A 19891-nucleotide genomic window follows, 5' to 3' on the forward strand; every position below is an offset into this window, starting at 1 on the left:
CCTGTAATGTAAAAATGTCGAGCTGTTTTATTCAAATTCATGGACTAGGGTGAACTAAATCAAAATTAGAATTAATCAAGATGTTTTACAATGATGATAAATAATTAGCCATTTTGGTAGAAAATGCCTCACTAGGAATGCGATTGGAAGCAGTAGGTGCATTTAATTATTTTAGTTTTACATAACGAATCAGAATATAACTATTTTGCTATAAACTTAGATGAGGTAGGTGAGCCAATTGAATACGAAGAAGTGGAACTGGTCGATACTTGCATTTTTTATACCGTACCTTGTTTCAAATATTTTTTTATTTTTTACTCTTACAGAAAAAGATAATAAGCTATTAAAAATGATTGGAGAGTCGTCAAAACTATTAAATATTTCAAACGGAGAATTTAATTTTTTTATGATAGTTATTGTTATAATCGCTAATTTGTGTATCTTTTTTGTTACGTTCATAATTTTGAAAATTGTTTTACTTATTTTTGGGTTTAAAAAAAATTATAATCAAGATATATTCATAAGTCTGCTATTGTCAGTAAGCGTAGTTAATCTTCTTGTTCTTTTTATATCTGAAATAGTAACAATTGATAGATTACCGTTATCAATTAGTACTTCTTCTATTGAAGTGATAATCTTTTTATTGCTATTTTACAGTAATACCAAAGATGTAAAAGCAACTAAATTGTTGTTTTTTGGTAAATTATGGTTGCTTTTATTTAATATAGTGTCATTAGTAGTTTAAATGGAAATCATAGGAATTACATAAAAAAATCAAATTAATGTTTGTCTTGTTGGATAAAATTAGCAATTTGAAATTAAAAGGTTGAGGAAGCATAGATATTTCATAGAATAAACGAATATCTATTTTAACTGCCTAAATCATTTATAATAAAAAAATCTGAGACAGAATGAATCCCATTCTGTCTCAGATTTTGTTTTTCACAACTCATCAGACCTTATTGATAAAGAGTCATTTTAATAATAACCCTTAGTTTTTTGTGAAAGATTTTTTATTTGTCTTCTTTTTTACGGTTTCGTCTAGCAGGAATCAAGGTTACGTAGGCAACGAAACCACCAGTACATAGAACGAATAACACGATGCCAGGAATCAATCCTTCTGGTAAATAAGAGAACTGAATAGTATGGGTTCCAGCGCTGACAGGAACGCTTAGAAAGGCATCTTTAAAGGCTTTTGGGGTAACTTTTTTGCCATCAATTTTGACACGCCAACCTTTGTCATAAGGAATTGTAGTGACGAGTACTTGATCTTTGTCGGCGGTAAAGGTACCTGAAGCAGAGCGTTTGCCAGTGGTTAAATCAACGCCTTTTTCTTGCACGGCGGAAATGGCTTTTTCAAATGCATTGGTATTTAAGCCAACTACTTGCGGCTGAACAAAACTTACTGCTTTGGTTCCATAAAAACTTACTTTGAAGTTAACAGTTGTATCTTTTGGATAGTAGCCTAAATTATAATATTGGCCAGTAATGCCAATTTGTGATTGCTGACTTGAGCCGTTCACGGTGACCGTCGCAGTGGAACTTTCCAATTGAGCAAAATCCGTTGGGAATAAACTCAAATAAGCTTGCGTATTGGCGGGCACATTGACTGTATAAGAAATCTCTTTGGCTACGTTATGTTGTTTCTCCGTAAAAGTTACGCCAGCTGTATTTTGCGTAATTGTCACGTTATTTTGAAGCGTCATCGTTGGTTGATAAAAGGTAAAATACCGTTCATTGGTATTGGCTAAAGCATTTAGTAAATTTGTTTGACTACCTAAATTATCATTGAGAGGTTGCCGAACATTGTAAATCTCTTTGTCTGCTAAAAATCCTAACGGCAAAGCATTTTCGTTACGATAAAGCTGATATTTACCAGCAGCTGCTTGTCGCTCAAAGCCGAATTTCATTGGATTGTTTTCAGCAATATTGTATTTAATGCCCATCAAAGCATCCATTAACAAGGTATTATTTTGGTAACGAATATTTAAATTCGTGCCTCGCGAGCGGAAACCTAAGGCGTTTAGGTACGTTGAAGAATGTCGGTTCCGCACGGAAGAAAACATGCTAATGCCACTGTAGCCATAGTTAATGCCGTCATTGGCCGAAACACCATTTAAATTTTCCAAGCGATAAAAGGTATCATTTTCTTTTTTTGTTTGATCGACTAGATTTTTTAAGTCAGGGTAAGGCTCAGAATACAAGCTGCGTGATGCGTAGTTCCAATCATCTAAAATACCAGTGACCATCGCTCGTGTATTAATGATTGCTTCACCAGAAACGAGCAGCAATAGTAAAATCACTAAGTATTGCATAGGCGCTTTTTTCAATTGATAAAAAGCAATCCCGAAAAAGTATAATAGTAAAAAAGTTGCCGTTAATACGAAAGAGGTTAAAGTCACATACGTATAACTAGTAGCACCTTTTGTGCCCATTGCAAGAGCAAAAATTGCTAAAAGAATCAAAATCAAGCCGCTTAAGACGCCGAGATCATCCTTTTCAAATTTTTCCCAACCATAACCAGCAAGCAAAATAACTAGGAATGAAAAGAGGAAACTATAGCGGAAAAGAAACATGTTCGGCGCATGCATACCGTGCCAGAATAAATTTAAGGGCGTGATGTAAAAGCTAGCAATCAATAGGACAAACAAACTGCCAAAAAGTAGTTTGTTTTTCAATGGAATTTCTTTCGTAACGAAATAGAAGAGACAAAAAATCAAAGGCAACAACCCAATGTAAATAAAAGGAATGGACCCATATTTGGTTGTATCGTAAACGCCAATCATATTTTTCATAATAATATCTAAAAAGGCAGTCGCTTCTGTTTTAAAGGTTGTAATTTCAGAAAGAGTTTCACCATTGGTTCGTAAATCTAAGACAGCAGGTAAGACCATAATCATGGATGCTCCACCAGCTAAAAGAGAAGTAGTAAAATACGCAACGATTCGAGATTTATATCGTTGCCAGTCTGTAAACGTTCGTGCAAAATAGTACAGGAAGGAAAACAACCCAATCATAAAGCCAAAATAATAATTTGTAATGAAAAGCAAGAAATAACTGACAAACAATAATGTCGGTTTTCGTTGGTCCATTAAACGATGAATTCCTAAAATTACGAGTGGCAGATAAATAAAGGCATCCAGCCACATAATTAATTCTGAATGGGCCACAATGAAGGACATTAGCGCATAAGACACACTTAAAGTCACATGGGACCATTTAGGAATCTTAAAGGTTTGTTTTGCCAAGAACCAAAAACTCAAGCCAGCACTCCCAATTTTCAACAACGTTAGGAAATAGAGCGCATCAGGCATGTTTTGATTGTTAAAGAAAAAGACGAGCGGCGTAAATAAGCCACCAAGATAATAGGAAATTAAGGACAAGTAGTTTAGTCCCAAAGAAGCATTCCACGTATAGAAAAGACTTTGTTTTCCATGAAGAACATTGTTAAAGCTTGCGTGAAAATTTGAAAATTGAGAAAAGGCATCGCTGGCTAAAACACTGCGACTACTTCCTGGATAAATCCCAATACTCAAATAGATAATTGCCATAATTAAAAATGGAATGAAGAAACTGGCTAACATATAAGGCCAGTTGTTTTTTAAAAACTGCCTACTTTTATTTTTCATAAATAACCTCACCTGATTTTTCGAAAGTACCTATAGTTTATCATACTCTTTATTTGATGTACCAATAGAAGAAAAACTTTAAAATTTTATTAGGATCCTAAGGGTGGAGTGAAGAAGAATTAGTAGTAAGGGATTGACATTCAAATGCTAAATCACCAGATTAAACAACGAATATTCTCCGAAAAATTGCTGAAAACGCCCTGTGGATAACTTTGTGCATAACTCTGTTGAAAACCACAAAAAAGCTTTTTATCTCGGTTTATCCACAAGGATAAGTTTTCGAGTTGCTAAAAAAAATAAACGCAAGTTCAGAAGGGCTGCTTGCTAAAAGTAAAGGAGCCCCTAAAGTTGAAAGAAGATGAAAACGTTATTAAAACAACGTTTTCATCTTCTTTTTTCTAGAATTTACAAAGATTTAATGTCGAACAAATAAGCATTGTGGAAAAGTTTTTTGGAAAAAATAAGAAATTTCATCCACAAAGTTTTCTGTAGAGAATTTAAAAATGCTTGTCAAGCTTTTTTTGAAAAAATGTGGATAACTTTTTAAAGACACGCTTTTTTCCATTTGCGAATTTGCGTTCGGAAACTAGTAAAAGGGGCAACGCTATTAATGTGAATCCATTTCCAAAGAGGCCATTGTGCTTTGGTGGTCGCCCAAGCCCGTTGTTGAGGTAAAAATAATTCGTCTTCGGAAAGCGAGTCAATCCAATGAAGTAATTTTTCTAAGGTGTCTTGCAACGCAATCAGCTGACTTTCTAAACTCATTTGTCCATAGGTTTGATAAAATGATTGATAGAGAGCGCCCAGTTGATTCCATTTATAACCTTCAGCTGGCGTTTGAACGGTCAGACCACGTTGTTCTTGTTCTTCCCAAGAAAGCAGCAAGTTGAGCCAGCCTAATTGATAGGCTAAGTTCTCTGAAGGTGTTTTAGCTACTGTTTCAATTCGGTGATCTTTAAGTGTTTCAGGAATTTCTGCAAATTCAGCTAAATATTTTTGTGAAGCTATTTGAATGGCCTCAATCAAGGCTTCTTTTGATTCATAGGTTCGCATTCTTCGGCTAACTTCCTTTCTTGGTAGGATCTGCTTGTTTTTCTTGAGTAATTTGAGTGACTAAACCAAAAGGATCTTTCACAATCGCATAAAATGTTGCAAATTCATTTTCAATTGGTTCTTGGATAATACAGGATTCGGGATGGCACGTGAGTTTTTCAAAAATTGTTTTGGCAGAGTGACGGCTGTCGACGGTTAAGCTGAGGGTCAATTGTTCTGTGGGCGTGGTATTCATTCCTGCAAACAAAGGATTATCAGCTAGTTGTAATTGAAAAGTGTCCATTTGTAAAATCGAGTGAGAAAGCCAGTGTTCTTCGCCAGCGGGAATGGTCAAAGAAGGATTTAAACGCTCTTTAAATTCTTGATTAGTAATTTTAAAAAGAATATCACCAGCAAAGGCTTCTTGGTAAAACGTCAAGGCTTCCGTTGCTCGTCCGCTTAAGACCATAAAAAGGGCAAATTGTGTGTTTTTCATTGTTTGAACCTCCTAAGGTTGATAAGATAAGCATAACAATAAAAGGTGTCAAAAAGTGACACCGATGGAGGGAAAAATGAAAAAATCAGAACGTTTAAATCAGGAACTTTTTTTCTTGAGAACCCATCCTCAGTTTAATTTAAATCAGTTAATGAAAACTTTTGGGATTTCTAAAAGCACAGCTTTGCGGGATATTGAAGCTTTGGAACATTTAGGCGTGCCGCTATATGTGGAGAATGGTCGTTATGGTGGCTATCGAGTTTTAAACAAACCGTTGTTGCCGCCGATTTATTTTAACGAAAATGAAGTGTTAGCAATCTTTTTTTCGTTACAATTACTGAAATTAGTCGCAGAGTCACCGTTTGGTCATTCCTATCAGCAAATTAAGCAAAAATTATTGCATTCTTTAGATGAACCAACCCAATTTAAAATCAGTCAAATGAGTAAGGTCGTCTACTACGAAGGAATTGAACAAGTAGAAGCACCAGGCAATTTAGAGCAGCTGTTTCATTGTATTTTGGCGCAACAAGTAATTCAGTTTAACTATACCAGATATGAAGCAACAACGAAAAAAATCTTACCAACCCGGTTAACTATTTTAGAAGGATATTGGTATTGTTCAGGCTATGATGTGACTAAAAAGGCTTGGCGTACTTACCGATGTGATTTTATGGAGGCTATTCAGCAGTTAAACCAAACACTGGATTTTACGACTGAAGAACTGAAAGAATCGTATCGCCATCAACAAACGACGGCACGTACGATTCCATTTAAAGCAATCATTACAGAAAAAGGCAAAGAATTTTTTTATAAACATCGCTTTGACAATATTCAGTTGGAAGAAACGCCCACGCAGTGTTTTTTAGTTGGACAGATTCATCCAACAGAAACACAATTTTTAGCCAACTATTTTATGGGCTTTGGTGAAGAAGTGACAATTTTAGAGCCAGTCCAAGTGAAACAAGCATATGTAGAAAGTATAATGAGGATTCAAAAAAAATATCAAGAATAGATTGTGGGACTGTGAACAATTCCATGTGTAAAAATGCACATTGGAGAAGAGAAAGAAAAACCCTTGATCTTTAAATCAAGGGTTTTTCTTTCTAAGAACGTGCTTGCCCATTTCCATAAATAACATATTTTGTCGAAGTAAGCTCTGCTAGACCCATAGGTCCACGGGCATGTAATTTTTGCGTACTAATACCGATTTCGGCGCCAAATCCAAATTCAAAACCGTCCGTGAAACGAGTTGAAGCATTCGCATAAACAGCGGCTGCATCCACTTGTTGTAAAAATTGTTGTGTGGCAAAGTAATTATCACTAATAATACTTTCAGAATGTTTTGTATTGTAGCGATTAATATGCTGGATGGCTTCGTCTAAAGAATCAACGACTTTCACTGCTAAGATAAAGTCGAGAAATTCCGTTTCCCAATCTTGTTCAGTCGCTGGAATGGCTTCTTCAAAAATTGCTAACGCACGTTCATCTGCCCGAAGTTCCACGTGAAACTCCTTCAAGGCTTTTTCAATTGTTGGTAAAAAGGCTTCAGCCACTTCTTGATGAATTAATAACGTTTCGGCGGCGTTACAGACAGAAGGACGTTGACATTTAGCATTGACAATAATTTCAGTTGCCATTGTTAACTGGGCGTCTTTGTCCACGTAAATATGACAATTGCCTGTTCCTGTTTCAATAACAGGAACAGTGGCTGTTGTCAAAACAGTTTTGATTAAGTTGGCGCCGCCACGCGGAATGAGGACATCCAAGTAGTCATTTAAGCGCATAAGTTGTTGGGCTGTTTCTCTAGAAGTATCATCAACAAATTGAATGAGATGGGGAGAAACGGCTTCTTGGATTAGCGCTTCTTGTAAAATTGTCACCAATATCTGATTGGAGTGAAACGCTTCTTTTCCGCCTCGAAGAATAACAGCATTTCCTGATTTGAAACAAAGGCTAGCGGCATCTGTTGTCACGTTTGGCCGCGATTCATAAATGATTCCAATAACACCTAAAGGCACGCGTTGTTGCCCAATTAACAGCCCCGCTTCATTGCGCCACATTTTATCTACTTCCCCAATTGGATCGGGTAAAGTAGCGACTTGGCGTATGCCCTCAGCCATCGCTGTGATCCGTTCTTCTGTTAAACGTAAGCGGTCTTGCATTGTTTCAGAAATTCCGTGGGTAGCGGCTTGCTCTAAATCTAATGCGTTTGCTTGTAAAATGCGGGGTGCATGGGCTTCAATGGCTGCGGCCATTTTGTTTAACAAAGTATTTTTTTGACGAGTATCCATCAAGCCTAGCGTATAAGAGGCTTCTTTAGCTTGTTGCCCTAGTTGCTTTAAATCAGTCACTTTCATGCCCTCCTTTAATAAATAACGTACCGATATCTTTTCCTTCTAAAATTTCAAAGATGATTTTTGGCTGCTTTCCGTTTGCTAAAATCATCGCCTGTTGATTAGCTAACACACGTTCAGCAGCTTTTAATTTACTAGACATCCCACCAGTGCCAAAGCGGCTCCCCTTACCACCGGCTAATTGGAACAAGTCTTCATTAATTTCATTGATTTCAGAAAATAACGTGGCTTCTTTGTTGACAGTAGGGTTATCTGAAAAGAAACCATCAATATCTGATAACATAACTAACAAGTCAGCTTGAACAATTTGGCAGACAATGGCTGACAATTGATCGTTATCCCCGAACTTGGTTAAGTGATCCAATTCTTCAATTGCGACAGTATCATTTTCATTGACGATAGGAATAATATTCATTTTTAACAGTTGTTCAAAAGTATTGGTAACATTATTGCGACTTTCAGGATATTCAATAACATCACGAGTTAATAAAACTTGTGCCATTTGTTGGCTATAGGTTGAAAACCGCTGATTATAAATGTTCATTAATTCTGCTTGGCCGACTGCAGCGACTGCCTGTTGTTCGGGAATTGTCGTTGGGCGCACAGATAGATTTAATTTATTCAGTCCGACACCAATTGCGCCAGAAGAAACTAAAATAATTTCTTTGCCTTGGTTGCTTAAATCACTCAAAGTAAAGGCTAATTGATCAATTGCTTTTAAGTTAATATTGCCATTGGGATAAATCAGAGAACTGGTTCCGACTTTGATCACAATTCGTTTGGCCTGTTGGAGTTTGTTTCTCATAAGTGCCTCGTTTCTTTTTACAGTAAAATTTGACACTCATTATAACAAAATCAGCGGCTACTAGAAAGTGCTAAATAATGAATAGTAAAGAAAGTTTAATGAAAGTGTGAACTTTTTGAGGGAATCTTGGGACTTTTTGGGATTTGGTCTGTTTATTTTAAGAGAAGATGATAGACTAAAAGAAGGAAAATAAACAAAAATTCTCCTCTTTTTTGCGTAGTCTAGATTAACTGGGCTTTTAGAAATGAGAAACTTACTAAAAACAACCAGAGTATCAGAGATTATGGTAAAATAGGAGTAGTTTAGACAGTAGGGGAGAATGGATATGAAACAACGTGGTTTTGAGATTATTTCTAAGTATCAAGAAGAGGGCTTGAGTGTCCCACAACGAGCAACAAAAGGTGCCGCGGGGTATGATTTTCAAGCAGCCGAAACGGTCGTTGTACCAAGTCTTTGGAAGTTACAACAAGCTGGAGAAAATCCCAAACCAATTTTAGTTAAAACAGGAATTAAGGCGTATATGCCTGATTCTGAATATTTAGAATTGGTAAGTCGTTCTTCGAACCCGCTAAAACGATTCCTACTTTTAGCGAATGGTGTCGGAGTCATTGACAGTGATTATTATAATAACGAGAATAACGAAGGACATATCATGTTCCAATTTTTAAACTTTGGATATGAAGATGTTGTCATTGAAAAAGGTGAACGAATTGGCCAAGGGATTTTTAAGCCGTTTTTATTAGCGGATGATGACCAAGTCGAGGCAGAAAGAACGGGCGGTTTTGGTTCGTCTGGACAAAAATAAAGCCCATTTTTTCAGTAGGCAACGTTATTCAAACCATTTAATAAATGTTAAAATAAACAACAGATAAGGAGATTCTACATGGCAAAAAAAGCAAAAGTTCAATTTGAATGTCAAAGCTGTGGGTATGTGTCTCCAAAATATCTCGGCCGCTGTCCTAATTGTGGACAATGGAATTCGATGGTGGAAGAGGTTATTCAAGATACTTCTGATCGTCGTGCTAGAGTAAGTTTGACTGGTAAAAAGACACAACCACAACGGCTATCTGAAGTCGTACCTAAAAAAGAGCCTCGTGTAAAAACTGAATTAGTGGAGCTGAATCGGGTTTTAGGTGGTGGCGTTGTTCCAGGTTCGTTAGTTTTAATCGGTGGCGATCCCGGAATAGGTAAGTCAACATTGCTCTTACAAGTATCGCAACAATTAGCAGCCACAGGTGGCACGGTTTTATATGTTTCTGGTGAAGAAAGTGCTGAGCAAATTAAATTACGAGCGGAGCGTCTAGGCACCGTCAACGAGACATTTTACTTATACGCAGAAACAGATATGCACGAAATATCACGAGCCATTGAAAAATTAGAACCAGACTATGTCATTATTGACTCGATTCAAACAATGACGCAGCCAGATGTTACCAGCGTTGCTGGTAGTGTCAGTCAAGTCCGAGAAACAACTGCCGAATTATTGAAACTGGCAAAAACGAATGGGATTGCCATTTTTATTGTCGGACACGTAACGAAGGAAGGGTCTATCGCAGGGCCACGGATGTTGGAACATATGGTAGACACGGTTCTTTATTTTGAAGGAGATAAGCATCACACCTTTAGAATCTTACGGGCTGTCAAAAATCGGTTTGGCTCAACGAATGAGATTGGTATTTTTGAAATGCAGACACATGGATTGGTTGAAGTTATGAATCCTTCTCAGGTCTTTTTAGAAGAACGTTTAGAAGGAGCCACCGGATCTTCAATTGTGGTAGCAATGGAAGGTTCACGCCCCATTTTGGTGGAAATCCAAGCGTTAGTTACCCCAACGATGTTTGGCAATGCCAAGCGAACGACCACCGGGTTGGACTTTAATCGCGTTTCTTTAATCATGGCGGTTTTAGAAAAACGGGCAGGCCTTTTATTACAAAACCAGGATGCGTATCTAAAAGCGGCTGGTGGAGTCAAAATTAATGAACCAGCTATTGATTTAGCGTTAGCAATCAGTATTGCTTCTAGCTATAAAGAAAAAGGAACCTCATCTTCAGAATGTTTCATTGGTGAGATTGGTTTAACTGGTGAAATCCGCCGCGTGAATAGTATTGAACAACGAGTGCGTGAAGCGCAAAAACTAGGCTTTACAAAAGTCTATGTCCCTAAAAATAACCTTGGTGGCTGGGAAGCGCCTGAAGGGATTGAAATTATTGGCGTTTCAACAATTGGTGAAACGTTAAGAAAAGTTTTTAAATGATGAAAGTAGAAATAATCCGTTTAGGTTGTTGGTGGCGTATGATTTTTGTACGCCCCACAACGCTAGACGTCTTTATTAAATAAACGAGGAGGATGGCTATATGCAAAAACGAATCATCACGTTGCTGATGATCATTGCTGGTGCAAGTTTAGGAATTTCTCTTTTCCCAATGGCTTGGGAAATGGCTAAGCAAGGCAATAACAGTTGGTTAAACAATAACTTTACGAACGGATTAATTGGTGCAATTATTTTCTTTATTTTATCTTTAGGGTTAGCAAAGTATATTGTTTCCGCTGTCAAAAAAATCGAAGCAGCTTTAAATGAAATGAGTTTAACCTATTTATTATTTGGAAGTATTGGTGCCATCATTGGTTTAACAATTGGTGTCATTATCTCCATTCCAATGTACAACTTACAAATTCCTGTCGTGAATAGTTTACTACCAATTCTAGTTATGATTATTCTGGGTTACTTAGGTTTCCGAATGGGAACAACACGGATTGAGGAGTGGAAAAAAGTTTTTACACCTCGCCAAAAGAAAGCAAATACGGAAGACACCGAAGGACAAATGTTGGAACGTAAAGTGGAAGACAACTTCCATAAATACAAAATTTTAGACACCAGTGTCATCATTGATGGCAGAATCTACGATATCGCGAAAACAGGCTTTTTAGAAGGTGTTTTGCTCATCCCTAACTTTGTTTTATATGAATTACAATACATTGCTGATTCTGGAGACAGTTTAAAACGGGTGAGAGGTCGTCGTGGCTTAGATATTTTAAATGCTTTACAAAAAGAAGAAGGTATCTCCGTTGAGATGTATGACGGAGATTTCGAGGATATCTCTGAAGTAGACAGTAAATTAATCAAATTAGCAAAATTATTAGATGGCGTGGTTGTGACCAATGACTACAACTTAAATAAAGTCTCTGAATTTCAAAATGTGCCTGTTTTAAACATTAATGCTTTAGCTAATGCTGTGAAACCAGTGGTGATTCCAGGTGAAACGATGAATGTGATGGTTGTAAAAGCCGGAACAGAGCGTCAACAAGGGGTCGCTTACTTAGATGATGGCACAATGGTTGTGGTAGAAGATGGCCAGCATTACATGAATGAGCAAATCGAAGTGGTCGTCACAAGTGCTTTACAAACCGCAGCTGGGCGTATGATTTTTGCCAAACCGGCGCATGCGGGTCGCGGGATTAATGATCGCAAGGATAACCATCCTAAAAACGATAAAAATTAAGCAAAGTGAGGACTTAGTATGATTCGAATCGGTCAAGGTTTTGATGTTCATCAATTGGTTCCGCGACGACCTTTAATTATTGGTGGGGTTACTCTTCCTTATGAAAAAGGTCTGTTAGGTCACTCAGATGCCGATGTTTTAACACATGCAATTATTGATGCAATCCTTGGTGCCGCTGGTCTGGGTGATATTGGGCAACTGTTTCCCGAAACCGATCCGCAGTTCAAAAATGCGAATTCTGTAAACTTATTAAAAAAAGTAAATGAAAAAGTTGGGCGGTCGGGCTTTACTATTGGCAATATTGATTGTACAATTTTAGCGGAAGAGCCAAAGATGAGCCCATACTTGGCAGAGATGAAAAAGAATCTAGCCGCGAGTTGCCACTTAGCGGTCACACAAGTGAACATTAAGGCAACGACCATGGAAACGATGGGCTTTGTTGGTAAAAAAGAAGGAATCGGCGCAATTGCCGTTGCTTTATTGGAAAAATAACTGAAAACGACGTTAAACCGTCTGTTTTTAAAAAATGGAAAGAGGAATGAACATGACGAAAGTTCGTGTGCGTTACGCACCAAGTCCAACTGGACACTTGCACATTGGGAATGCAAGAACAGCATTATTTAACTACTTATTTGCCCGCCACAATGACGGAGAATTTATCATTCGTATCGAGGATACCGACCAAAAACGGAACATCGAAGACGGCGAGAAAAGTCAGTTGGAAAACTTAGCATGGTTAGGGATGGAATGGGATGAATCACCTGCTCATCCGGGAGAATATGGTCCATATCGTCAATCAGAACGTAAAGAAATTTACCAACCATTGATTGATCAATTATTAAGTAGCAATCGTGCGTATAAATGTTATTGTACGCCAGAAGAATTAGAAGCAGAACGTGAAGCACAACAAGCTCGTGGGGAAATGCCTCACTACGCAGGCACTTGTGCGAATTTAACACCTTCTGAACAAGCAGCCAAAGAAGCGGCTGGTCTAGAACCAGTGATTCGCTTCCGTGTGCCACGTAACACAGAATACAAATTTGATGACATCGTGAAAGGTGAAATTACTTTTGAGTCAGATAACATTGGTGGCGATTTTGTCATCCAAAAACGCGATGGGATGCCAACGTATAACTTTGCCGTTGCAGTAGATGATCACTTAATGAAAATTTCTCACGTTTTACGTGGCGATGATCATATTGCTAACACACCAAAACAATTAATGATTTACGAAGCGTTTGAATGGACACCACCTGTCTTTGGCCATATGACCTTAATCATTAATTCAGAAACTGGCAAAAAATTGAGCAAACGTGATGAAACAATTTTACAATTTATTGAACAATACCGTGAATTAGGTTACTTACCAGAAGCCATGTTCAACTTTATTGCTTTACTAGGATGGTCTCCTGTTGGCGAAGAAGAAATCTTCTCACAAGAAGACTTGATTAAATTGTTTGATGAACAACGCTTAAGCAAGTCACCAGCGGCCTTTGATGCGAAAAAATTAGAATGGATTAACAATCAATACATGAAACAAATGGACTTAGGTGAACTAACAGATATGTGTATTCCTTATTTAGTCGCTGACGGTCGTGTTGAAGAAAATCCATCTCCTGAAAAAATCGAATGGTTAAAACAATTAGTTAGCTTGTATCAACCACAAATGAGTTATGCAGCTGAAATTGTGGAACTATCAAACTTGTTCTTTAATGAACATCCAGTTTTAGATGATGCTGCGAAAGAATTCTTGCAAGGAGAAACAGTGCCAACTGTGTTACATGCGTTTAAAGAACAATTAGAAGCCTTGGACGTTTTCGATGTACCAAGTATTAAAGCAGCGATTAAAGCCGTCCAAAAAGAAACCGGCGTTAAAGGCAAAAACTTGTTTATGCCAATTCGAATTGCTGTTTCTGGACAAATGCATGGTCCTGAATTAGGCGAAACCATCGAATTATTAGGCAAAGAAAAAGCATTAGATCATTTAAATAAAGTGTTATAAAAACACAAAGAATAGAAGAAGTAGACAAGCAGATGGATTTCAGAGACGCTGTGGGTGGTGAGAACAGCGAGCATCTTTTGTCGAAATGCATCTATGAGTGGCTTCGGTGAAAAAAGTAACCGAAGACGTCGGCAGGCGTTAACTGTATCGAGGCAAGAGCTAGTTCTTGTGAAGAAAAGTGGAACCACGCATGGGCGTCTTTTAAGCAACGTTTTTTTGTTGCTTAAAAGACGTTTTTTATTTTTGTATAGTAGAAAGGAGTTCACCCTATGAGTTGGTTGAAACGTAGCGTCGCAGCTGTTAAAAGAAACGATCCTGCAGCGCGGACCACACTAGAAGTTCTTTTAACGTATCCTGGCTTGCACGCCCTGTTTTGGCATCGCTTGTCTCATTTCTTATATAGGCATCAGTTGTTTTTGTTGGCGAAGATTCATGCACAATTTTGGCGTTTCATAACGGGCGTAGAAATTCATCCCGGAGCCACAATTGGAGCGGGAGTTTTTATCGATCACGGCATGGGCATTGTGATTGGGGAAACCGCGGAAATAGAAGAAGATGTTGTTTTGTTTCACGGAGTGACGTTAGGTGGGACCGGTCGTGATACGGGTAAACGCCATCCAACAGTGAAAAAAGGAGCGATGATTTCGGCACGAGCTCAAATTTTAGGGCCAGTTGTGATTGGTGAACGTTCAAAAATTGGTGCGGGTGCTGTTGTTATTTCAGACATCCCAGCAGATGCCACAGCTGTGGGTGTTCCTGCGAAAGTCGTTCGTCTAAATGGAAGAAAGGTGGAAAAAGGACATGATTAAAATTTATAATACATTGACCAGAGAAAAAGAAGTATTTACGCCAATTGAGGCGCATAAAGTTCGGATGTATGTCTGCGGACCAACCGTGTATAACTATATCCATATCGGTAATGCGCGCAGTGCGATCGCCTTTGATACGATTCGTCGTTATTTTGAATATCGTGGGTATGAAGTGAATTATGTCTCGAACTTTACAGATGTCGATGATAAAATTATCAAGGCAGCTAAAGAATTGAAAATTACTGCGCCGGAAGTGGCGGAGCGTTTTATCAAAGCCTTTGAAGAAGACACGCAAGCATTGAATGTCCAACCAGCAACGTTACATCCTCGGGTGATGGACCACATGCCTGATATCTTAGCTTTCATCGAAGTTTTAATTGAAAAAGGTTTTGCTTATGAGGTCGCAGGTGATGTGTATTATCGCACCCGTAAATTCCCTAATTATGGTAAATTAAGCCATCAATCGATTGATGAATTAGAAGTGGGGGCAAGTCAACGAACTGGCGTTGAACAACAATTAAAAGAAGACCCATTGGATTTTGCTCTTTGGAAAAGTGCCAAAGAAGATGAAATTTCTTGGGATTCTCCTTGGGGTAAAGGACGTCCCGGCTGGCATATTGAATGCTCTGTCATGGCGACAAAACACTTGGGAGAGACGATTGATATTCATGGCGGTGGACAAGATTTAGAATTTCCACATCATGAGAATGAAATTGCACAGAGCGAAGCCAAAACAGGCCATACCTTTGCCAATTACTGGATGCATAACGGCTATGTCACAATTGGTGAAGACGATGAAAAAATGAGCAAATCCCTAGGTAACTTCATTACTGTTCATGAAATGATTCAAAAAGTGGATCCGCAAATTTTACGTTTCTTTATGTCCACCACCCAGTACCGTCGCCCGATTCGTTATAGCGAAAGCACTCTAAAAGAGGCAGCAGCCAATTATCAAAAATTGAAAAATGCGTTTGAAAATTTACGTTTTAGACAAGCAGATGCGGTCGCAAGTTTGCCAGAGGATGAACACTATTTGGCTCAATTAAACGAATTAGAACAACGTTTTATTACGGAAATGGACGATGATTTCAATGCAGCTAACGGGATTACGGTCGTTTATGAATTAGCGAAGATGATGAATCAGTACAGTGAACAAGCAACAGTTTCGGAACCAATTCTAGTGGCGATGGATAAGCTTTTCAGTGGCTGGTTAGCTATTTTTGGTTTATTCTTTAAAAACGAAGAATTAGTGGATGCACAAGTCGATGCGTTAATTGAAGAACGGAACCAAGCACGGAAAGACCGTGATTTTGCCCGAAGTGATGAAATCCGCGATTTATTAAAAGAACAAGGCATTGTTTTAGAAGATACTCCGCAAGGAACGAGATGGAGAAGAAGTGAATGAGAGATTACAAACAATTAAACGGTTTAGCTTTGGCCTATGTTGGCGATGCGATTTATGAAATTTACATTCGTGATTATTTAGTTTCCTTGGGACAAACGAAACCGAATGTTTTGCATCGCATGGCGACACACTACGTGTCAGCAAAAGCCCAAGCAAGCTTAATGCAAGCGATGTTAGCGGGAGAAATGCTAACGGAGGAAGAAGAAGTGATGTACAAACGCGGTCGGAATGCGAAAAGTCACACCTTTGCCAAAAATGCTGATGTGACGACCTATCGGGTAGCGACCGGTTTCGAATCCTTGATGGGTTATTTACATTTAACACAACAAAAAGAACGTTTAGAAGAATTAATTAACTGGTGTATCAAGAAAGTAGGTGAAACCAATGAAAAATGAAAAATCTCGTCCTTTTAAAAAAGGTAAGAAACGTCCAGAACGTTCAGATAAGCGTTCAAAAGAATGGAACCCACGACCAGCGACAGCAGGTGCTGATGGAACCTCAGAAGAACTAGCAGATAACTTTGTCTTTGGTTTCCATGCCACTGTTGAGGCGTTGCAGCAAGGACGCGGGAATAAATTGTTTTTACAAGAAGATGCTCGTGGCGAGAAAATTGAGCAATTAAAACAAGCAGCGAAAGAACAGGCTGTTCCAGTCAAATGGGTGCCTAAAGCAAAATTAGATACGATGAGTGATCACGGCGTGCATCAAGGCATGGTTTTAGCAATCACGGCGTATCAATATTTAACTTTAGAAGAATTATTGGAACAAACAAAAGAAAAGACAGCAACACCATTTTTCCTAATTTTAGACAGTCTAGAGGACCCACATAACTTTGGCTCAATTTTGCGAACAGCTGATGCGACAGGCGTGGACGGTATTATCATTCCGAAACATCGTGCAGTGGGAATTACACCAACCGTAACCAAAGCGTCAACAGGGGCCGTGGAACATATTCCAGTGGCTCGTGTAACGAATCTAGCGCAAAGTATTACAACGCTAAAAGAGAATCAATTTTGGATTTTTGGTACAGATATGTCTGGGACGGATTATCGTCGCTGGAATACACAAGGCGCAATTGCCTTAATCATCGGAAATGAAGGTCGTGGCATGAGTCAAGGTCTTCATAAAGAAGTGGATGAATTATTAACGATTCCAATGACTGGACACGTTCAAAGCTTAAACGCTGGTGTGGCTGCAGGCTTGCTAATGTATGAAGTCTATCGTGGCCGCAACCCATTATAGAAGAAGGCGATTGTATGAAAAAACAATTGTTAATCGTTGATGGCTATAATATGATTGGTGCTTGGCCAGAATTGGTCCAGTTGAAAAAGCAAGAGCGTTTAGAGGATGCGCGTGAACTGCTTCTTAGTCGTCTGTCCAATTATGCCAAATATGAAGGGTTGGAAATCATTGTGGTCTTTGATGCCCAATTAGTCCCAGGTATTCAGCAAACGTACAAAAAGTACCTTTTGACCGTGGTTTTCACCAAAGAAGATGAAACAGCAGATAGTTATATTGAACGTCTAGCTGGTGAAAAAAATGATCGTTTAACGCAAGTAACAGTCGCAACGAGTGATTTGGCTGAACAATGGGTGGTCTTTTCACAAGGTGCATTGCGGACTTCGGCCAATGAACTTTACAAAGCTGTCCAGAAAACAGAAAAGACGATTGCCATTCATGCAACGGATATCCATTTCCAGCAATTTCGTCGAAATTCTCCATGGAACGTGGAGCAGTTATCAAAACTTTCTGAGAAGCTAGAAGAATTGTCTCAAAAAAAAGATTAAACAAATGTTCGCTTAAGTCATAAATTTCTAACATGCTATGCTCTCCTAAATCATTCGATACGTTTATCGAAAAGGAGGGCTTTTTATGTTAGAACAGATTCAACAAGCATTAGCAGGAGACCAAGAACAATTTCAAGCCTTATATGGGCAATATCAGCCAGTGATTTATAAGTGCATGAAAAAATACTATTTAAAAGATTATGATACTGAGGACTGGCTTCAAGAAGGGCGAATTGTCTTCTTTCGGACGTTAGAACGATTTGATTCAGAAAAACAAGCATCATTAGGAAAGTTTTTTAAACGAAATTTTGAAAATCACGTACATAGCTTAATTCGCCATCAATGCGCCTATAAGCGGCGAACAGATACCTTGTCTATTTCTCTGGAACAACGATTAGAAAGCGCTGGTGAAGAGTTAGTGGACTATTTAGGGACAGCGGCTGCCGACCCATTAGGTCAATTAATGATTCAAGAAAAATTGGCAGCTTTTCCGACACGTCTTTCCTCGTTGGAACAACAAATTTTAAACGCATACTTAAAAGGCTACACGTTAGAAGAAATCGCTAAAGTGCGTGGGGGAACTTTTTCAGCTGTCCGAAGTGCCTATGATCGTGCCAAAGCAAAAATGAAATATACATTAGAAAATGAATAAAAATTCGACAAAACAGCCGGTTTGTCGAGCAAAAGTAGTTGCAAACAGACTTCTAGTATGATAAACTTGAAATTTTTTTAAAAAAGTGATATAATGTTTCTCGAGGTGAATGCAATGCCAACAACGTTATCGTCAATTAAGAAAGATTTGGAAGGCCGTATCGGCAGTGAAATTATGTTAGTTGCTCAGACTGGAAGAAAGCGCCAAACAGAACGTAAAGGAATCTTAACGGAGACTTATCCATCTGTTTTTGTTGTTGACTTGGATCCAGACGAGAACTCATTTGAACGTGTATCTTATAGCTATTCAGATGTTTTAACACGCACCGTTGAAATCGAATTCATCGGTCAAGCCGTATAATTTAGAAAGTCCGCTTAGGAGTGAAGGAAGAGCCCTTCGTTCCTAAGCTCTTTTTAATTTCAGCCATCTGTCGTCAGAGAAAGAGCAATCTTCGGTGTACTTCTTCATGGACATATGATAGAATCTAAAAGATTAAAATGTTGGTAGACAAAAGATTAAGGAAGGTGAATCAGGGAACCGATGGAAATAATCGAACGAGCTCCTGCGAAAATTAATCTTGGGTTAGATGTTCTGCATAAACGTGTGGATGGCTATCATGAAGTTGAATCTATTTTTGCAAGTGTAGATTTAGCCGATCATTTAACTTTTGAAAATCTAGAAGAAGACATCATTCGTATTGAAACGGACAGCTCTTTTTTACCCGTGGATCGACGGAATCATGTCTATCAAGCAGTTGACTTATTAAAGCGTACCTATAATATTCATAAAGGAATTAAAATATATATTGAAAAACGTATCCCCGTGGCAGCTGGTTTAGCAGGGGGGAGCAGTGACTGTGCCGCAGCATTACGAGGCTTGAACAAGCTGTGGAATCTGGGGTTGACGATGGACGAACTCTGTGAAATTGGCAGCCAAATTGGTATGGATGTTCCTTATTGTTTAAGGGGCGGAACAGCCTTTGCAAACGGACGTGGGGAGAAAATTGAAGCATTACCGACCATGCCTCAATGTTGGATTGTGTTAGTTAAACCAAGAATTAGTGTATCCACTAGTACCGTTTTTAATGATTTAGCGGTAGATGAATTGCACCATCCAGATATTGCTGGACTAAGAATAGCCATCGAAAATGGTGATTATACTGGGATGACCCAAACGGTCGGCAATGCGTTGGAAAGTGTCACGATTGCCAGACATCCGATCGTGCAACAAATCAAGGATCGCATGCTGAAGTACGGCGCTGATGCAGCGTTGATGAGCGGCAGTGGACCGACAGTCTTTGCTTTATGTGAAAAGAAAACACGAGCACAACGGATTTATAATGGACTCAAAGGCTTTTGCGAAGAAGTTTATTTGGTTCGGACATTGAAATAAATAAAAACAACAGAGCGTGGAGCAAAAA

The 19891-nt window shown here is 38.6% G+C and carries 19 protein-coding genes and 1 other annotated feature; of the genes, 14 read left to right on the forward strand and 5 right to left on the reverse strand.

Features of this window, described 5'->3' with window-relative positions:
- Positions 1-1013 precede the first annotated feature (1013 nt).
- The 3 genes from IGK82_RS00165 to IGK82_RS00175 all read right to left on the reverse strand — a co-directional run bounded on the left by IGK82_RS00165 (position 1014) and on the right by IGK82_RS00175 (position 5157).
- Positions 1014-3629, reverse strand: coding sequence for a YfhO family protein (locus IGK82_RS00165; RefSeq protein ID WP_002370603.1), 2616 nt, complete (start codon positions 3627-3629; stop codon positions 1014-1016).
- Positions 3630-4172: 543 nt separating this feature from the next.
- Positions 4173-4682, reverse strand: coding sequence for a ClbS/DfsB family four-helix bundle protein (locus tag IGK82_RS00170; protein ID WP_002356044.1), 510 nt, complete (start codon positions 4680-4682; stop codon positions 4173-4175).
- Positions 4683-4689: 7 nt separating this feature from the next.
- Positions 4690-5157: a VOC family protein gene (locus IGK82_RS00175; RefSeq protein WP_002359228.1), complete on the reverse strand. Its 468-nt coding sequence runs from the start codon at positions 5155-5157 to the stop codon at positions 4690-4692.
- A gap of 64 nt (positions 5158-5221) precedes the next feature.
- On the opposite strand from IGK82_RS00175, the gene IGK82_RS00180 reads away from it, so the two are divergent.
- Complete coding sequence (locus tag IGK82_RS00180; RefSeq protein ID WP_002404711.1) at positions 5222-6169, forward strand: helix-turn-helix transcriptional regulator; 948 nt, start codon at positions 5222-5224, stop codon at positions 6167-6169.
- A 91-nt stretch (positions 6170-6260) separates the two neighbouring features.
- Here IGK82_RS00180 and IGK82_RS00185 read toward each other — a convergent pair whose 3' ends face one another.
- Together IGK82_RS00185 and proB are read right to left on the reverse strand one after the other, a co-directional pair.
- Positions 6261-7514, reverse strand: a complete 1254-nt coding sequence (locus IGK82_RS00185) for a glutamate-5-semialdehyde dehydrogenase (RefSeq protein WP_016622167.1) — start codon at positions 7512-7514, stop codon at positions 6261-6263.
- Positions 7501-8316, reverse strand: a complete 816-nt coding sequence (proB, locus tag IGK82_RS00190; protein WP_002389550.1) for a glutamate 5-kinase — start codon at positions 8314-8316, stop codon at positions 7501-7503. Before proB ends, IGK82_RS00185 begins: the two co-directional genes overlap by 14 nt.
- A 319-nt stretch (positions 8317-8635) precedes the next feature.
- Here proB and IGK82_RS00195 point away from each other — a divergent pair, with 319 nt between their 5' ends.
- From IGK82_RS00195 to ispE, 13 genes are all read left to right on the forward strand, one after another.
- A complete protein-coding gene (locus IGK82_RS00195) occupies positions 8636-9121 on the forward strand; it encodes a dUTP diphosphatase (protein WP_002359232.1) in 486 nt (161 codons plus the stop codon).
- A 78-nt stretch (positions 9122-9199) separates the two neighbouring features.
- Positions 9200-10570, forward strand: a complete 1371-nt coding sequence (radA, locus tag IGK82_RS00200; protein ID WP_002356050.1) for a DNA repair protein RadA — start codon at positions 9200-9202, stop codon at positions 10568-10570.
- 100 nt (positions 10571-10670) lie between these two features.
- On the forward strand, positions 10671-11816 hold the full coding sequence (locus tag IGK82_RS00205) for a PIN/TRAM domain-containing protein (protein WP_002368622.1): 1146 nt from the start codon (positions 10671-10673) through the stop codon (positions 11814-11816).
- Between the two features lie 18 nt (positions 11817-11834).
- On the forward strand, positions 11835-12308 hold the full coding sequence (gene ispF / locus IGK82_RS00210) for a 2-C-methyl-D-erythritol 2,4-cyclodiphosphate synthase (protein ID WP_016622166.1): 474 nt from the start codon (positions 11835-11837) through the stop codon (positions 12306-12308).
- A gap of 52 nt (positions 12309-12360) precedes the next feature.
- On the forward strand, positions 12361-13818 hold the full coding sequence (gene gltX / locus IGK82_RS00215) for a glutamate--tRNA ligase (protein WP_002381335.1): 1458 nt from the start codon (positions 12361-12363) through the stop codon (positions 13816-13818).
- Positions 13817-14023 (forward strand) — a binding site (T-box leader). (Overlaps the previous gene by 2 nt.)
- A gap of 64 nt (positions 14024-14087) precedes the next feature.
- Positions 14088-14627: a serine O-acetyltransferase EpsC gene (epsC, locus tag IGK82_RS00220; RefSeq protein ID WP_002356054.1), complete on the forward strand. Its 540-nt coding sequence runs from the start codon at positions 14088-14090 to the stop codon at positions 14625-14627.
- Positions 14620-16032: a cysteine--tRNA ligase gene (cysS, locus tag IGK82_RS00225; protein WP_010709112.1), complete on the forward strand. Its 1413-nt coding sequence runs from the start codon at positions 14620-14622 to the stop codon at positions 16030-16032. Before epsC ends, cysS begins: the two co-directional genes overlap by 8 nt.
- Positions 16029-16427 carry a Mini-ribonuclease 3 gene (locus tag IGK82_RS00230; protein ID WP_002356056.1) on the forward strand — a complete coding sequence of 133 codons (399 nt, stop codon included), beginning with the start codon at positions 16029-16031 and terminating at the stop codon, positions 16425-16427. Before cysS ends, IGK82_RS00230 begins: the two co-directional genes overlap by 4 nt.
- Complete coding sequence (rlmB, locus tag IGK82_RS00235; protein ID WP_010709113.1) at positions 16417-17274, forward strand: 23S rRNA (guanosine(2251)-2'-O)-methyltransferase RlmB; 858 nt, start codon at positions 16417-16419, stop codon at positions 17272-17274. Before IGK82_RS00230 ends, rlmB begins: the two co-directional genes overlap by 11 nt.
- A gap of 14 nt (positions 17275-17288) precedes the next feature.
- Positions 17289-17819 (forward strand): NYN domain-containing protein, encoded by a 531-nt coding sequence (locus IGK82_RS00240; RefSeq protein ID WP_002356058.1) that lies wholly within the window; start codon positions 17289-17291, stop codon positions 17817-17819.
- An 85-nt stretch (positions 17820-17904) separates the two neighbouring features.
- Positions 17905-18471 carry a sigma-70 family RNA polymerase sigma factor gene (locus tag IGK82_RS00245; RefSeq protein ID WP_010709114.1) on the forward strand — a complete coding sequence of 189 codons (567 nt, stop codon included), beginning with the start codon at positions 17905-17907 and terminating at the stop codon, positions 18469-18471.
- Positions 18472-18585: 114 nt separating this feature from the next.
- Complete coding sequence (locus IGK82_RS00250; RefSeq protein ID WP_002356060.1) at positions 18586-18831, forward strand: Veg family protein; 246 nt, start codon at positions 18586-18588, stop codon at positions 18829-18831.
- Positions 18832-19011: 180 nt separating this feature from the next.
- Positions 19012-19863, forward strand: coding sequence for a 4-(cytidine 5'-diphospho)-2-C-methyl-D-erythritol kinase (gene ispE / locus IGK82_RS00255; protein ID WP_002356061.1), 852 nt, complete (start codon positions 19012-19014; stop codon positions 19861-19863).
- Positions 19864-19891: the final 28 nt, after the last annotated feature.

This window comes from Enterococcus sp. AZ197 (assembly GCF_050556405.1).
Classification (GTDB): Bacteria; Bacillota; Bacilli; order Lactobacillales; family Enterococcaceae; genus Enterococcus; species Enterococcus faecalis.

Bases quoted from the DNA above. Each gene is read 5' to 3' on its own strand.
- IGK82_RS00165 (WP_002370603.1), bottom strand. From the start codon at position 3,629: ATGAAAAATAAAAGTAGGCAGTTTTTAAAAAACAACTGGCCTTATATG.
- IGK82_RS00170 (WP_002356044.1), bottom strand. From the start codon at position 4,682: ATGCGAACCTATGAATCAAAAGAAGCCTTGATTGAGGCCATTCAAATA.
- IGK82_RS00175 (WP_002359228.1), bottom strand. From the start codon at position 5,157: ATGAAAAACACACAATTTGCCCTTTTTATGGTCTTAAGCGGACGAGCA.
- IGK82_RS00180 (WP_002404711.1), top strand. From the start codon at position 5,222: ATGGAGGGAAAAATGAAAAAATCAGAACGTTTAAATCAGGAACTTTTT.
- IGK82_RS00185 (WP_016622167.1), bottom strand. From the start codon at position 7,514: ATGAAAGTGACTGATTTAAAGCAACTAGGGCAACAAGCTAAAGAAGCC.
- proB (WP_002389550.1), bottom strand. From the start codon at position 8,316: ATGAGAAACAAACTCCAACAGGCCAAACGAATTGTGATCAAAGTCGGA.
- IGK82_RS00195 (WP_002359232.1), top strand. From the start codon at position 8,636: ATGGATATGAAACAACGTGGTTTTGAGATTATTTCTAAGTATCAAGAA.
- radA (WP_002356050.1), top strand. From the start codon at position 9,200: ATGGCAAAAAAAGCAAAAGTTCAATTTGAATGTCAAAGCTGTGGGTAT.
- IGK82_RS00205 (WP_002368622.1), top strand. From the start codon at position 10,671: ATGCAAAAACGAATCATCACGTTGCTGATGATCATTGCTGGTGCAAGT.
- ispF (WP_016622166.1), top strand. From the start codon at position 11,835: ATGATTCGAATCGGTCAAGGTTTTGATGTTCATCAATTGGTTCCGCGA.
- gltX (WP_002381335.1), top strand. From the start codon at position 12,361: ATGACGAAAGTTCGTGTGCGTTACGCACCAAGTCCAACTGGACACTTG.
- epsC (WP_002356054.1), top strand. From the start codon at position 14,088: ATGAGTTGGTTGAAACGTAGCGTCGCAGCTGTTAAAAGAAACGATCCT.
- cysS (WP_010709112.1), top strand. From the start codon at position 14,620: ATGATTAAAATTTATAATACATTGACCAGAGAAAAAGAAGTATTTACG.
- IGK82_RS00230 (WP_002356056.1), top strand. From the start codon at position 16,029: ATGAGAGATTACAAACAATTAAACGGTTTAGCTTTGGCCTATGTTGGC.
- rlmB (WP_010709113.1), top strand. From the start codon at position 16,417: ATGAAAAATGAAAAATCTCGTCCTTTTAAAAAAGGTAAGAAACGTCCA.
- IGK82_RS00240 (WP_002356058.1), top strand. From the start codon at position 17,289: ATGAAAAAACAATTGTTAATCGTTGATGGCTATAATATGATTGGTGCT.
- IGK82_RS00245 (WP_010709114.1), top strand. From the start codon at position 17,905: ATGTTAGAACAGATTCAACAAGCATTAGCAGGAGACCAAGAACAATTT.
- IGK82_RS00250 (WP_002356060.1), top strand. From the start codon at position 18,586: ATGCCAACAACGTTATCGTCAATTAAGAAAGATTTGGAAGGCCGTATC.
- ispE (WP_002356061.1), top strand. From the start codon at position 19,012: ATGGAAATAATCGAACGAGCTCCTGCGAAAATTAATCTTGGGTTAGAT.